This window comes from Variovorax sp. CF079 (assembly GCF_900101545.1).
In the GTDB taxonomy this organism is placed as follows: Bacteria; Pseudomonadota; Gammaproteobacteria; order Burkholderiales; family Burkholderiaceae_C; genus Variovorax.
The window spans coordinates 259,466-272,880 of record NZ_FMZU01000001.1; the positions used below are offsets into that span (position 1 = coordinate 259,466).

Sequence of the window (13,415 nt, forward strand, 5' to 3'; positions counted from 1 at the left end):
CTGATGACGAAGAACAGAAGAACCCATCTGGCCCTGGCGCTTGCGGCCCTGCTCTCGGGCTGCGCCATCGGCCCCGCCTACGAGCAGCCCTCCACGTCCCAGCCCCCCGCATGGAAGGAGGCGGCCGCCGCCGAAGGCTGGCTGCCCGCCGCCCCGGCCGACGCGCTGGACCGCGGCGAGTGGTGGAAGCTGTTCGGCGACGCGGGCCTCGACGAGCTCGCGGCGCGCGTGCAGGTTTCGAACCAGAACATCGCCGCCGCCGTGGCCAACTATGCGCAGGCTCAGGCGCTGGTGCGCGAGCAGCGCGCGGCGCTGTTCCCGACCGTCACCGCGGACGGCAGCGCCCGCCGCTCCGGCGCGCGCAACACCTCGCCCACGACCGCGACCAGTGCCTCGCTGCAGGCCGACTGGGCGCCCGACGTCTGGGGCCGGCTGCGCCAGGCGGTCAGCGGTGCGCAGGCCAGCGCCCAGGCCAGCGAGGCCGACCTGGCCTCGGCACGCCTTTCGGCCGTGGGCGAACTCGCGACCAACTACTTCGCGCTGCGCGAAGCCGATGCCGAGCTGCAGCTGCTGGCCGTGACGCTCGAAGGCTACGAGCGCAGCCTGGGGATCGCGCGCAACCGCTACAACGCCGGCATCGCGGCCCAGACCGACGTGCTGCAGGCGCAGACGCTCTACGTCAACACCCAGGCCGAGCGTGTCGCCCTGCAGCGCACCCGCGACACGCTGGAGCATGCGATCGCGGTGCTGGTCGGCGCCGCGCCGGCCGAGTTCGTCCTGCGCCCGGCCGACTGGACGCCCGTCGTGCCCGGCATCCCCGCCGGCGTGCCCTCGACCCTGCTGCAGCGCCGGCCCGACATCGCCGCGGCCGAACGCGCGGTGGCGGCCGCCAACGCGCAGATCGGCATCGCCCGCTCGGCCTATTTTCCGAGCCTGACCCTGAACGCCGCGCTCAGCAGCAGCGCGAGCCGGGTCGGCGACCTGTTCAATGCCTCGAACATGCTCTGGTCGCTGGGCCTGTCGGTCGCGCAGACGGTGTTCGATGCCGGCGCCATCGGCGCACGCGTCGATGCGGCCAAGGCGGCGCGCGAGGCGGCCGTGGCGAGCTACCGCCAGACCGTGCTCACTGCATTCCAGAACGTCGAAGACCAGCTCACCGCAGGCGCCAGCCTCGCGCAGCAGGAGGGCTTGCGCCGCGAGGCCTCGGCCGCGGCCGACCTCACCGAGCAGCAATTCCTCAACCGCTACCGACAGGGCCAGGTGAGCTACACCGACGTGGTGACGGCGCAGGTCTCGGCGCTCAACGCGCGGCGCACGTTGCTGCAACTGCAGGTCAATCGGCAGAGCGCGGCGGTGGCCCTGATCCAGGCGCTGGGCGGGGGATGGCAGGCGGAATGGGCCGATTCGCAGCCTCGGACGCCGGCTGGCGGCTGAGCTTGCCCGGCCCGGCGCGCGCCGGGAGTCCCCCTCGACGTGGGTAGGCCATTGGCTGCAGGGCTATGCCTGCGCCCATGCGCCAATGGGCCAGCGCGGCGGCGCGCGGCTACATCCAATGCCTGCAGCGGACCGGCCTTGTGCACGATAGGCGCACCCCAGGAGACTCCCGACACTGCCTCCGAGCATTCGCCGAATGCACTACGAGAGGAGTCAGCCCATGCAGTTCGATCTCGAGGGTTCTGAAGGCCTGTTTCCGTTCGCGCCGCCGGATCTGTTCCCCTTTCCGCCGCCGTTTCCGGAACCGGGGCCCCGTTGGCCGCCCGACCGCTTCTTCCCGCCGCGCGAACTCGAACAGATCCGCTGGCCGATCAAGTACGGCCCGGCGCAGGTCAACATCCTGGTGGTGATCGACAGCGGCGGCGCATACGACGTTGCGACCGATTTCGGACTTGGCGTCATGCTGCGGGACGCTTTCAATGTCGGCATGCCCGGTGGAACGCCGTTGCCGGCCGATCACCCGGCGTACGCGCGCTTCGCCTTCACGCTGGCGCACCGTTCGAACGGCGCGGGCACCACGCCCGGTTTCGATTCCTTCACTTTCAGCGACGCGAAGCTGGCGCCGTTCCACGAGGTCTGGCTGTTCGGCATCAGCGCCTCCGCGCCGTACCTGCAGGGGGCCGAGCTCGCCGCGCTGACGAAATTCATGGACAACGGCGGCGGCGTGCTCGCCATGGGTGACCACGAAGACCTGGGCCTCGGGCTATGCGGCAACGTGCCGCGCGTCAAGAGCATGCGCAAGTGGTGGTTCAACGCGCCGCTGCCGCCGGGCGAACTCAAGGCGCCCGACTCGACCGATCTCACGCGCAACGACACCGTGCAATTGATCGCCGGCATCGACCCGGGCTTCGGAGGCCAGAGCGATTCCACGCCGCAGCCGATTTATCCCAGCTACAGGTACGGCCACAACTGGTGGCGTCCCTGGCGGCGCTATCGCTATCCGCACCCCGTGCTGTGCGGGCCGCGTGGCGCGATCACCGTATTTCCCGATCATCCTCACGAGGGCGATTGCATCGCGCCGGCGGCGCTCGATCCCGCTCAGTATCCGGGCGGCGTGGCGCCGGAGGTCATCGCTCGCGGTCGCAACGTCGTTGGCAGAACGAAGGGCGGCTACACGATCACCGACCCGCGACAGTTCGGGCTGCTGGGCGCTTACGACGGCCATCGGCCCGCAGCCGGCGTGGGCCGGGTGCTGGTCGACTCCACCTGGCATCACTGGTTCAACATCAACCTGATCGGCCTCGACAACGTGCCGCACACCACGGCCTATAAGGACATCCTGGCCTTTTTCCGCAATGTTGCCGTCTGGCTGGCGCCGCGGGAGCGGCAGGAGCGCATGCGCCTGACTGGCCATGTCATCGGCCTCTTCACGCCGTACATGATCGAGCGGACGCTGACGGTTCGTGACTTGCGGCCGGAGATGTTCTATCCGATCGGCATCGAGGCCCGCGATGCGCTCGGTCGAATCGCGCCGCAGTGCCAAGTGGACATCTGGCTCTTCGAGTTGCTTGCGCCCCATCTGCCTCTCCTGCGCAGGCGCATCGAGCCGCCTGTCCCGGGCGAGCTGCCCGATCCATGGGAGTCCCTGGTGCTGGATCGCGTCGCGATGACGGCCCTGGGCGGCGCGATGGCGTCACTCGCGCTGGCGGCGCGCGAGAGCGACTACCGCGATGGCGACGCCGTGATCAAGTCGGCGGAAAAAATCATCGACAACGGGCTGCGCGAAGGGTTGGCCTACGCCGAGAAGGACCTGGCGATGATGGGCAAGAGGCTGGACGCGGCCGTCGGCAGCGCGCTGCTGCCGAAGAAAAAGGTCGACAAGAAGCCGAAGAAGAAATAGAAGGCCGCCGCGAGAGTCGCCAGTTCACCCGCCACGCGGCCGCGGCGCCTGCAGGTAGGCACCCGATTCGAAGAGCTGCGACTCGGCCTCGTCGATGCTCCGGATCACCGGCTTGCCGGCGCGGCTGGCCAGCATCTCCACCAGCGCCTCGGTGACGGCCACGCCCGCCGCGACCGAGGGAAAGAAGGACGGACTGTCGATCGCGAACAGCAAAGTCTCGTCCGCCAGCAGCGACAACGGCGAGGCGATGCTGTCCGTGATGGCCACGATGCGGCAGCTCACCGCCTTGGCGGCCTGCGCGACCTGCAGCGCTTCGCGCGAGTAGGGCACGAAGCTGGCGACCACCAGCGCGTCGCCCTTGGCGAAGGCGCGCTGCTGCATCTCGAGCGAGCCGCCCTGGCCGTCGACCAGATGCACGCTCGAACGGAACATCCGGTAGACGTAGACGAAGGAGAAGGCGATCGGAAAGCAGGCGCGAAAGCCCGCCGCGTGCACGGCGTTGGCCTTCTCCAGCACCGCGCAGGCCTTCTGCAGCGCCGCCTCGCTCTGGCGATGCGTGTTCTCCAGGTTGCGCCGCTGCACCTCGAACATCTCGCCGGCCAGGCCCTGGTCCTTGGCGCGGCCGATCAGGGTCTTGGCGCGCGCGCCGTAGGCGTCGGACAAGCCCAGGCCCATCTCGGCGGCCACCGCGTCCTTGAACTGCGGCCAGCCCGCGTAGCCCAGGAGCTGCGCAAAGCGCACCAGCGTGGCCGGCGTGCTGCCGGCGCGCGTGCCGACGCTGCGCATCGAGCTTGTCACCACGTCGTTCGGATGGTCGAGCACGTACTTGGCGACCTGCTGCAGGGCAGGGCTCAGGCTCTCGTAGCGCTGGCGGAGATCGTCCTTGACACCCATGGTTTGTCTTTCGTCGTTGGAACGAATGTACCGGATGGAACAGCGGTGTTTCATGGACTTCTTGACGGAACAAATGTTCCAAACAATAATTCCATCAATACATTAGTTCCAGACCTCGAACCGCATGACGCACGTCTTCCACCGCCACCTGCGCCACACGCCGCAGCTCGCCGTCGCCGCCCAGGGCATGACGATCCGCGACGCCGAGGGCCGGGAGTACCTCGATGCCTCGGGCGGCGCGGCGGTCTCCTCGCTGGGCCACGGCCATCCGGACGTGATCGCCGCGATGCATGCGCAGATCGACAAGCTCGCCTACGCCCACACCAGCTTCTTCACCAGCGAGGTCGCCGAGCAGCTCGCCGACGAGCTGATTCGCACCGCGCCCGAGGGCATGAGCCACGTCTACCTGGTGAGCGGCGGCTCGGAGGCCGTGGAGTCGGCGCTCAAGATGGCCCGCCAGTACTTCGTCGAGATCGGCCAGCCGCAGCGCACGCATTTCATCGCGCGCCGCCAGAGCTACCACGGCAATACGCTGGGCGCGCTCGCGGTCGGCGGCAATGCGTGGCGGCGCGCGCCCTTCGCGCCGATCCTGGTGCCGGCCACCCACGTTTCGCCCTGCTATCCCTACCGCGAGCAGCGCGCCGACGAAACGCCCGAGCAGTACGGGCAGCGCCTGGCTCATGAACTCGAAGCGGCAATCCTCGGGCAGGGGCCCGACAGCGTGATCGCCTTCGTCGCCGAAACGGTGGGCGGCGCGACCGCCGGCGTGCTGACGCCGGTGCCCGGCTACTTCAAGGCGGTGCGCGAGGTCTGCGACCGCTACGGCGTGCTGCTGATCCTCGACGAAGTGATGTGCGGCATGGGCCGCACCGGCACGCTCTACGCGAGCGAGCAGGAGGGCGTGGTGCCCGACCTCGTGACCATTGCCAAGGGCCTGGGCGGCGGCTACCAGCCGGTCGGCGCGGTGCTGGCGCAGCGGAAGATCGTGGAGGCGATGTCGCAGGGCAGCGGCTTCTTCCAGCATGGCCACACCTACCTCGGGCATCCGGTGGCCTGCGCCGCGGCGCTGGCGGTGCAGCAGGTGATCCATCGCGACGGGCTTCTCGCCAAGGTGCGCGCGGACGGCGAGGCCTTCGGCGCCATGCTGCGCGAGACGCTGGGCGCCCATCCGAACGTGGGCGACATCCGCGGCCGCGGCTTCTTCTGGGGCGTGGAGCTGGTGGCCGAGCGCGCGAGCAAGGCGCCTTTCGCGCCGGCGCTGAACCTGCATGTGCGCATCAAGAAGGAGGCCATGGCGCAGGGCCTCCTGTGCTATCCCTTCGGCGGCACGGTCGACGGCAAGCTCGGCGACCACGTGCTGCTGGCACCGCCTTTCATCGCGACGCGGCAGGACCTGCGCGAGATCGCGACGCGGCTCGCGGCGTCCATCGACGCCGTCGTACGCGCCATCTGATTTCTTCCACCCTTCCGAGGAGCTTTCCCATGACCTTCCCACGCCTGTCGACCCTGGGCGCCGCGCTCGTGGCCGTCTTCACCCTGATGCCCCTGGCCGCCGTGCATGCGCAGGACGGCGGCACGCTCGCCAAGGTCAAGGCGAGCGGCACCATCACCTTCGGCTACCGCGAATCCTCCTTCGGCTTTTCGTACCTCGACGGCAATCTGAAGCCGGTGGGCTACAGCATCGAGATCTGCAACCGCATCGTCGAGGCGATGAAGGCCGAGCTCAAGATGCCCAGCGTCGAGATCCGCTACCAGGCCGTGACCTCGGCCAACCGCATTCCGCTGGTGGTCAACGGCACGGTCGACATCGAGTGCGGCAGCACCACCAACCTGGTCGAGCGCCAGAAGCAGGTGGCTTTTTCGCCCGACATCTTCCGCTACAACGTGCGCATGCTGGTGAAGGCCGATTCGGGCATCAAGAGCGTTGCCGACCTGCAGGGCAAGACGGTGGTCACCACCACCGGCACCACCTCCTTCCGCCTGCTGCGCGAAGCCGACAAGGGCAAGAACCTCGAGGTGACCAACTTGGCCGGCAAGGACCACACCGACTCCTTCCTGCTGGTGGAGAGCGGCCGCGCCCAGGCCTTCGTGCTCGACGACATCCTGCTCGCCGGCCAGGTCGCGAACGCGCGCAATCCCAAGGACTTCATCATCACCGGCGAGAGTCTGCGCACCGAGAACCAGTCGCTGATGTTTCGCAAGGACGACCCGGAATTCAAGGCGCTGGTCGACCGCGTGGTGGGTGGCATGATGAAGTCGGGCGAGATGGAGAAGCTCTACGCCAAGTGGTTCATGTCGCCGATCCCGCCCAAGAACATCAACATCAACTATCCGATGAATGCCGAGACGAAGGAGGCTTTTGCCAACCCGTCGTCGAAGGGCATCTGAACCTCGTTCATGACGCGCATCGCCCTGATCCATGCATTGAGCCACTCGGTGGCGCCCATCAACGCCGCTTTCGCGCGCGACTGGCCTGAAGCGCAATTGATGAACCTGCTCGATGACAGCCTCTCGGCCGATCTTGCGCGCGGCGGCCGAGGGCTCGATGAGGCGATGCATGAACGCTTCCAGCTTCTCGCGCAGTACGCGGTCGATACGGGTGCGAAGGGCATTCTCTTTACCTGCTCGGCCTTCGGCCCGTGCATCGAGGCGGTCGCACGGCGGCAAGCGGGCATGCCGGTGTTGAAGCCGAACGAAGCGATGGTCGCGGAGGCCGCGGCGGGCACAGGCAAGCTGGGGCTCATCGCGACCTTCCAGCCGACGCTCGACTTCATGCCGCCGGAGTTTCCGGCCGGCGTGGAACTCGAGCTCGCGCTGGCCGAAGGCGCACTCGATGCGCTGAACGGGGGCGATGCGGCGCGACACGATGCGCTCATCGCGAAGCAGGCCAGCGCGCTGCGCGACAAGGGCTGCGCGCGCATCGCGCTGGCGCAGTTCAGCATGGCGCGTGCCCGTGTTGCCTGCGAAAGCGCAGCGGGGCTGCCGGTGCTGACCACGGTCGACAGCGCAGTGCGCGCGCTGCGTGCTCGGCTGAGCTGAACGCCAACTGACTCCCGGCCTCGCGATAATCGGCGCTCTTACAAGGAGCGCGCGTGGATATCGTTTTGCTGGTCAAGGCCGCGATCATGGGCATCGTCGAGGGCCTGACCGAGTTCCTGCCGATCTCGTCGACCGGCCATCTGATCCTCGCCGGTTCACTGCTGGGATTGAACGGTGACAAGTTCAAGGTCTTCGAGATCGCGATCCAGACCGGCGCGATCTTCGCCGTCATCCTGGTCTACTGGCAGAAGATTCATTCGACTGTCGTCGCGCTGCCGCGCCAGCCGAAAGCGAGGCGCTTCGCACTCAACGTGCTGATCGGCTTCCTGCCCGCCGTGGTGCTGGGGCTCGTGTTCGGCAAGCTGATCAAGGCGCACCTGTTCACGCCGGTGGTCGTGGCCAGCACCTTCATCATCGGCGGCTTCATCATCCTGTGGGCGGAGAAGCGGCCGCCGGGCTCGGTGCACATCGAGAACGTCGACGACATGACGCCGTGGGATGCGCTCAAGGTCGGCCTGGTGCAGTGTTTCGCGATGATCCCCGGCACCAGCCGCAGCGGCGCCACCATCATCGGCGGCATGCTCCTGGGCCTGTCGCGCAAGGCGGCGACCGATTTCTCCTTCTTCCTCGCGATTCCGACGCTGATCGGCGCCGGCGCCTACAGCCTCTACAAGGAACGGGCGCTGATGTCTGCGGTCGACATTCCGCTGTTCGCCGTCGGGCTGGTTTTTTCGTTCGCGAGCGCCTGGCTTTGCGTGCGCTGGCTGCTGAAGTACATCAGCACGCACGACTTCATTCCCTTTGCGTGGTACCGCATCGCCTTCGGCATCGTGGTGCTGGCGACGGCGTGGAGCGGGGCGGTGGTCTGGGCTGACTAAGGCCTGTTAACAGGCCCTAGGCCGGCTTCGCGCCGATCAAGGTCTTCAGTTTCGCCTTGACGCGGGCGCCGACCGGCGTGCGGGTCTGGGCATGCTCGCGGCGCAGAGGTGCGAGGTTCCGGTTTCTGGGATCGGCCAGCATCACCGCGGCCAGGTAGGCCGACTGCCCGGCGGCCTTGGACAGCTCGCTCAGTTCGCTCCAGCCTGGTAGATGGCCGCAGGGAGCGGAAGGCTCTTCAAGGCGGACCAGCAGCGAACGCGTCACCTCCAGCAGCGCGCTGGCGGAGTTCAGGCAGAAATAGACGGCCGATTGCGCGGGCGGACTGCGATGGCTCGGAGCGTCGAAGAACATCGGATCGAACTCGCCGGACGGAAAGGACGGCGCCTGCCGCGCAGAACCTTCGACCTCGGGCCGCATCTGCTCGATGGCCTGCAGCGTGCGATGCATGAGCTCGTTTTCGATCGGCGTGGGTGCCATGGCGAACCTGCTGAACCCTTGTGAACCTCGTGGAATCCGCTTGCAGTGTTGCTCTTTCTCGGGGCGGCGGGCCTGAAGAGCCAACCGGAGGGCCAAGGGCGCGGGCGTCTCGAATGGCCGTTCAGGCCATCAGGTTGCGCAGCGATGCTTCCGTTGCCGCGGCGGTAGCGATCGGCTTTTCCATCGGAAAAAGATGCGTGCCGTCGAGCATCATGATCCGCCCCTTGGTGACCTGCTGCGTCATCGTCATGCCCACGCGCCGCATCTCGACCGATTGACGCCCGCCGATGAAGGCCGCGTTGCACTTGAGCGGATGGGCGCGCAGCAGCGCGCCGAGGTTGTGGGGCACGGTGTCGTAGATCGCGGTCTCGATGTCGCGGTCGAAGCTCAAGGTGCGGGCGTCCTCCATGTCGAAGGTGCCGTGCTCGATGTAGTCGCGCAGCACGCGTTCGTCCCACTTCGCAAAAGCCTTCTTGCTGCGGAAGTGTTCGAATACCGCCTCGCGGTGCTCCCAGCTGTTGCGGCGCTTGCGGCTCACCATGCCGGGCGAGACGCTCTTCATCCACGGCGTGCGCTTCATGAGGCTCAAGGTGTTGGCCCGCCAGCCGCCGATGAGCGGCGAGTCGAGCAGCACCACGCCGCGCGCGAGCGCGGGATGCAGCGCTGCGCACATCAGGCTCAGAAAGCCACCCAGCGAATGGCCGACCAGGAACACCGGGCCGCCGGCCGCGTCGGCCCGCGTGCGCGCGAAGTCGGCCAGCTGCTGCACCAGGTGCGGCCAGTTGTCGGTGACGGGGTACTTCGGGTCGTGGCCGAATTTCTCGATCGCGTCGATCTCGAAGCCGCGGTTGCGCAGGCTGTCGAGCATCACGCGGTAAGTGCTCGCCGGGAAGCTGTTCCCGTGCGAGAAGACGATCGAAGGCATGCCCTTCAGATCAGCTTTTCTTCAGGTGTCGAGATCTTGCGCAGCGGGCTGTGGCGGGTCGCCGGCATCTTGAGCGGATGCTCGGTGTAAGCGTCGTCCCAGACCGGGTCCTCGATGCTGTCGAAGACTTCGCGCAGCTTCTGGCCCCAGCTGTTGTGCATCATCCGGTAGTAGGGGTTGTCGGCGTCGATGCAGACCACCTTGTCGGTTTCGAGCCGGTTGGCTTCATAGACCACGAGGTCGAGCGGCAGGCCGACGGAGAGGTTCGACTTCATCGTCGAATCCATCGAGACCAGCGCGCACTTGGCGGCCTCGTCCAGCGGGGTGTCGGGCGTCAGCACGCGGTCGAGCACCGGCTTGCCGTACTTGGATTCACCAACCTGGAAGTAGGGCGTCTCGTTGGTCGCTTCGATGAAGTTGCCGGCCGCGTAGACCAGGAACAGGCGCATGCCTTCGCCCTTGACCTGACCACCGAAGATGAAGGAGACGTTGAAGTCGAGCCCGGCGTGCTTGAGCGCCTCGGCGTCGCGGTCGTACACGTGGCGCACCGCCGAGCCGAGCACGCGCACGGCATCGAACATGCTCTTGGCATTCCAGATCGTGATCGGCGGGCTGTCTTCGGTCTCGCGCAGCTCCTCGATCTGCAGGATCTCGCGCACCGACTGCGAGATGCTCAGGTTGCCGGCCGACAGCAGCACCATGACGCGATCGCCCGGCTGCTCGTAGACGATCATCTTGCGGAAGGTGCTGATGTGGTCGACGCCCGCATTGGTGCGGGAGTCGGAGAGGAACACCAGTCCGGCGTTGAGTTTGATGCCGACGCAGTAGGTCATGAGGTCTTCCCGCACGAATCGGGCCTAGCCCTGTTCGCGCGCGTGGAGTGTCTTGAGTGCGTAGAGCGCTTCGAGCGCTTCGCGCGGGCTCATCGTGTCGGGGTCGAGCACAGTCAGCGCGGATTCTACGGCGCTCACAGGCGGTGCTTCCACCGCCGGCGGTGGCGCGAACAGGTCGACCTGGGCGCGCGTCTGGGTCTGCTGGGCCTCCAGCGCTTCGAGGGCCTGGCGCGCATGATTGACCACGGCAGCCGGCATGCCGGCGAGCCGCGCGACCTGGATGCCGTAGCTCTTGCTGGCCGGGCCCGGCTGCATCTCGTGCAGGAACACGATGTCGCGGCCGGCCTCGGTGGCGCTCACGTGCATGTTGACGGCGCCGTGGTGCGTGGCCGGGAACTCGGTGAGCTCGAAGTAGTGGGTGGCGAAGAGCGTGAAGGCGCGCGTGCGGTCGTGCAGCTGCGCGGCGATGCCGGCGGCGAGCGCGAGGCCATCGAAAGTACTCGTTCCGCGGCCGATCTCGTCCATCAGCACCAGCGAATGGGCGGTGGCGCCGTGCAGGATCTGCGCCGCCTCGGTCATCTCGAGCATGAAGGTCGACTGCGCATTGGCGAGATCGTCGGCCGCGCCAATGCGCGTGTGGATGGCATCGATGGGCCCGAGCCGGCAGGCCTCGGCCGGCACGTGCGAGCCGATCGAAGCCAGTAGCACGATGATCGCGACCTGCCGCATGTAAGTCGATTTGCCGCCCATGTTGGGGCCGGTGATCACCTGCATGCGTTGTTGAGGACCCATGCGGGTGTCGTTTGCAATGAATGCGCCCGATGATTTTTCTGCGAGGCGGGCCTCCACCACCGGATGGCGGCCCTTTGCGATTTCGATGCAGGGGTGGGCGACAAAGCTCGGTGCGCGCCAGTGCAGCGTGTGCGAGCGCTCGGCCAGCGCGCAGAGCGCGTCGAGCGTGGCCAGTGCGTTGGCGAGCCGGCCGAGCGCCGCGACCGAGGGCTGCAGCGCATCGAGCAGCTGCTCGTAGAGCCACTTCTCGCGCGCCAGGGCACGGTCCTGCGCCGACAGCGCCTTGTCCTCGAAGGCCTTGAGCTCGGGCGTGATGAAGCGTTCGGCGTTCTTCAGCGTCTGGCGGCGGCGGTAGTTGTCCGGCACCTTGGTGAGCGCGCTCTGCGTGACTTCGATGTAGAAGCCGTGCACGCGGTTGAACTGCACGCGCAGGTTCGAGATGCCGGTGCGCTCGCGTTCGCTCGCTTCGAGCTGCAGCAGGTAGGCGTCGCTGTTCTCGCTGATGGCGCGCAGCTCGTCGAGCTCGGCGTCGTGGCCGTCGGCGATCACGCCGCCGTCGCGCACCAGCGCGGAAGGCTCGGGGCCGATGGCGGCCACCAGCAGTTCGACGCAACCGGACGGCGGCGCCAACTGCTCGGCGATGCGCGCGAGCAGCGCGGCCGAGCCGGGCAGGGCGGGCGCCAGCTCTTCGGCCTTGGCGAGTGCCATGCGCAGCGCGACCAGCTCGCGCGGACGCACCTGCCGAAGCGCAATGCGCGCGGCGATGCGTTCCACGTCGCTGGTGTTCTTGAGCCGATCGCGCAGCGTGCGCCACGGCGCCGCGGTGGCGCCGGGCGCTGTGGACTGCAGCGCGTCGATGGCTTCGAGCCGCGCCTCTGCATCGCCGCGCTCGCGCCGCGGCGCCAGCAGCCAGCGCTTGAGCAGGCGGCTGCCCATGCCCGTCATGCAGGTGTCGAGCAGCGAGAACAGCGTGGGCGAGTCTTCGCCGCGCAGCGTCTGCACCAGTTCGAGATTGCGCCGCGTGGTCGGCGGCAGCTCGATCAGCTCACCGTCGCGTTCGACCGAAAGCCGTTGCACATGCGAAAGCGTTCTGCCCTGCGTGTGCTCCGCATAGCCCAGCAGCGCCGCGGCGGCCGCATGCGCGCTGGCCAGCGATTCGGCGCTCCAGGCGGCCAGGCTGTTGCTTCCCATCTGCTCGCACAGCTTGCGCTCGCCGAGGCCGCCGTCGAACTGCCAGGCGGGCCGCACCGAGAGCGTGAAGGGCGCGCCGTTGCGCGCGGCCTTCAGGCGCTGCTCGAAGCCGGGCGTCACCTCGGCGCTGTAGAGCAGCTCGCTCGGCGCGATGCGCGCGATCCAGGCTTCCAGCGCATCGGCGGGGCATTCGGCCAGCCGCAGCTCGGCGCCGGTGACGCTCAGCCAGGCCAGGCCGCAGAAGTTGCGCGTGCCGGCGTGCACCGCGAGCAGCAGCGAATCGCTCTTGTCGTTGAGGAGTTCGGTGTCGGTCAGCGTGCCCGGCGTGACCACGCGCACCACCTTGCGTTCCACCGGGCCCTTGGCCGCGCCGACCTCGCCCACCTGTTCGCAGATGGCCACCGATTCGCCGAGCTTGATGAGCCGCGCGAGGTAGGTATCGACCGAGTGGAAGGGCACGCCGCACATCACCACCGGCTGGCCGGCCGACTGCCCGCGCTGCGTGAGCGTGATGTCGAGCAGGCGCGCGGCCTTCTCGGCATCGGCGTAGAACAGTTCGTAGAAATCGCCCATCCGGTAGAACAGCAGCGTGTCGGGATGGTCCGCCTTGAGCCCGAGGTACTGGGTCATCATCGGGGTGTGCGAGGCGAGTTCGGGTGTGTCGCCTCGGCTCATGAGCGCTCCGTTTTCTGAAAGTACATCGTGTTGCGCAAGCCTTCGAAATGGGCATCGCAGGTCAGCAGATCAGCGCCCTGGTGTCGCGCCGTTGCGTAGACGATGGCATCCGCCGTCGCCAGCTTGTGCTCGCGGTGCAATTCGGCCGCGAGCAGTGCGATGGAGGTGTCCAGCGGCACGACCACGCATTTTTGCGTATAGGCGATAACCTGGTCCGCTTGTTCTTCGCCGACCTCGCGCATCAGCCATTTCGACAGTTCGAGCTGGACGATGGTTGGAACGATGCAGCGCGCTTTGTCGGGGAATTCCTTGCCGAGTTTCTTGCCGAGCGCGCTGCCGGTGAGCCACTCGATCCAGGCCGAGGTATCGACCACGC

Annotated in this window: 12 protein-coding genes; 6 read left to right on the forward strand and 6 right to left on the reverse strand. The window is 67.6% G+C overall.

Annotated elements, in window-relative coordinates:
- The first annotated feature begins 3 nt into the window (after nucleotides 1–3).
- Together BLS74_RS01400 and BLS74_RS01405 are read left to right on the forward strand one after the other, a co-directional pair.
- Complete coding sequence (locus BLS74_RS01400; RefSeq protein WP_093102341.1) at nucleotides 4–1,434, forward strand: efflux transporter outer membrane subunit; 1,431 nt, start codon at nucleotides 4–6, stop codon at nucleotides 1,432–1,434.
- Nucleotides 1,435–1,654: 220 nt separating this feature from the next.
- The gene (locus BLS74_RS01405) at nucleotides 1,655–3,334 is read left to right on the forward strand and encodes a hypothetical protein (protein ID WP_093102343.1); all 1,680 of its coding nucleotides are present in this window, start codon (nucleotides 1,655–1,657) and stop codon (nucleotides 3,332–3,334) included.
- A 24-nt stretch (nucleotides 3,335–3,358) separates the two neighbouring features.
- Here the strand turns inward: BLS74_RS01405 and BLS74_RS01410 are convergent, their stop codons facing one another.
- On the reverse strand, nucleotides 3,359–4,228 hold the full coding sequence (locus tag BLS74_RS01410; protein ID WP_093102345.1) for a MurR/RpiR family transcriptional regulator: 870 nt from the start codon (nucleotides 4,226–4,228) through the stop codon (nucleotides 3,359–3,361).
- A gap of 124 nt (nucleotides 4,229–4,352) precedes the next feature.
- Between BLS74_RS01410 and BLS74_RS01415 the strand changes: the two genes are divergently transcribed.
- From BLS74_RS01415 to BLS74_RS01430, 4 genes are all read left to right on the forward strand, one after another.
- Nucleotides 4,353–5,681 (forward strand): aspartate aminotransferase family protein, encoded by a 1,329-nt coding sequence (locus BLS74_RS01415; RefSeq protein ID WP_093102347.1) that lies wholly within the window; start codon nucleotides 4,353–4,355, stop codon nucleotides 5,679–5,681.
- A gap of 86 nt (nucleotides 5,682–5,767) precedes the next feature.
- Nucleotides 5,768–6,616, forward strand: coding sequence for a transporter substrate-binding domain-containing protein (locus tag BLS74_RS01420; RefSeq protein WP_244503720.1), 849 nt, complete (start codon nucleotides 5,768–5,770; stop codon nucleotides 6,614–6,616).
- Nucleotides 6,617–6,625: 9 nt separating this feature from the next.
- A complete protein-coding gene (locus tag BLS74_RS01425; protein WP_093102351.1) occupies nucleotides 6,626–7,267 on the forward strand; it encodes an aspartate/glutamate racemase family protein in 642 nt (213 codons plus the stop codon).
- A 53-nt stretch (nucleotides 7,268–7,320) separates the two neighbouring features.
- Nucleotides 7,321–8,145 (forward strand): undecaprenyl-diphosphate phosphatase, encoded by an 825-nt coding sequence (locus BLS74_RS01430; protein WP_093102353.1) that lies wholly within the window; start codon nucleotides 7,321–7,323, stop codon nucleotides 8,143–8,145.
- 16 nt (nucleotides 8,146–8,161) lie between these two features.
- On the opposite strand, the gene BLS74_RS01435 is transcribed toward BLS74_RS01430, so the two are convergent.
- The 5 genes from BLS74_RS01435 to BLS74_RS01455 all read right to left on the reverse strand — a co-directional run bounded on the left by BLS74_RS01435 (nucleotide 8,162) and on the right by BLS74_RS01455 (nucleotide 13,413).
- Complete coding sequence (locus BLS74_RS01435) at nucleotides 8,162–8,623, reverse strand: hypothetical protein (RefSeq protein WP_093102355.1); 462 nt, start codon at nucleotides 8,621–8,623, stop codon at nucleotides 8,162–8,164.
- 121 nt (nucleotides 8,624–8,744) lie between these two features.
- The gene (locus tag BLS74_RS01440; RefSeq protein WP_093102356.1) at nucleotides 8,745–9,548 is read right to left on the reverse strand and encodes an alpha/beta fold hydrolase; all 804 of its coding nucleotides are present in this window, start codon (nucleotides 9,546–9,548) and stop codon (nucleotides 8,745–8,747) included.
- Nucleotides 9,549–9,553: 5 nt separating this feature from the next.
- A complete protein-coding gene (locus BLS74_RS01445) occupies nucleotides 9,554–10,381 on the reverse strand; it encodes a proteasome-type protease (protein ID WP_093102358.1) in 828 nt (275 codons plus the stop codon).
- 24 nt (nucleotides 10,382–10,405) lie between these two features.
- A complete protein-coding gene (mutS, locus tag BLS74_RS01450) occupies nucleotides 10,406–13,039 on the reverse strand; it encodes a DNA mismatch repair protein MutS (protein ID WP_093102359.1) in 2,634 nt (877 codons plus the stop codon).
- Complete coding sequence (locus BLS74_RS01455; RefSeq protein WP_244503704.1) at nucleotides 13,036–13,413, reverse strand: type II toxin-antitoxin system VapC family toxin; 378 nt, start codon at nucleotides 13,411–13,413, stop codon at nucleotides 13,036–13,038. Before BLS74_RS01455 ends, mutS begins: the two co-directional genes overlap by 4 nt.
- Nucleotides 13,414–13,415: the final 2 nt, after the last annotated feature.

What these genes read in the sequence shown, in the direction of transcription:
- BLS74_RS01440 (WP_093102356.1), bottom strand. Translation starts at nt 9,548, where the DNA reads ATGCCTTCGATCGTCTTCTCGCACGGGAACAGCTTCCCGGCGAGCACT.
- BLS74_RS01435 (WP_093102355.1), bottom strand. Translation starts at nt 8,623, where the DNA reads ATGGCACCCACGCCGATCGAAAACGAGCTCATGCATCGCACGCTGCAG.
- BLS74_RS01400 (WP_093102341.1), top strand. Translation starts at nt 4, where the DNA reads ATGACGAAGAACAGAAGAACCCATCTGGCCCTGGCGCTTGCGGCCCTG.
- BLS74_RS01420 (WP_244503720.1), top strand. Translation starts at nt 5,768, where the DNA reads ATGCCCCTGGCCGCCGTGCATGCGCAGGACGGCGGCACGCTCGCCAAG.
- BLS74_RS01445 (WP_093102358.1), bottom strand. Translation starts at nt 10,381, where the DNA reads ATGACCTACTGCGTCGGCATCAAACTCAACGCCGGACTGGTGTTCCTC.
- BLS74_RS01405 (WP_093102343.1), top strand. Translation starts at nt 1,655, where the DNA reads ATGCAGTTCGATCTCGAGGGTTCTGAAGGCCTGTTTCCGTTCGCGCCG.
- BLS74_RS01410 (WP_093102345.1), bottom strand. Translation starts at nt 4,228, where the DNA reads ATGGGTGTCAAGGACGATCTCCGCCAGCGCTACGAGAGCCTGAGCCCT.
- mutS (WP_093102359.1), bottom strand. Translation starts at nt 13,039, where the DNA reads ATGAGCCGAGGCGACACACCCGAACTCGCCTCGCACACCCCGATGATG.
- BLS74_RS01415 (WP_093102347.1), top strand. Translation starts at nt 4,353, where the DNA reads ATGACGCACGTCTTCCACCGCCACCTGCGCCACACGCCGCAGCTCGCC.
- BLS74_RS01425 (WP_093102351.1), top strand. Translation starts at nt 6,626, where the DNA reads ATGACGCGCATCGCCCTGATCCATGCATTGAGCCACTCGGTGGCGCCC.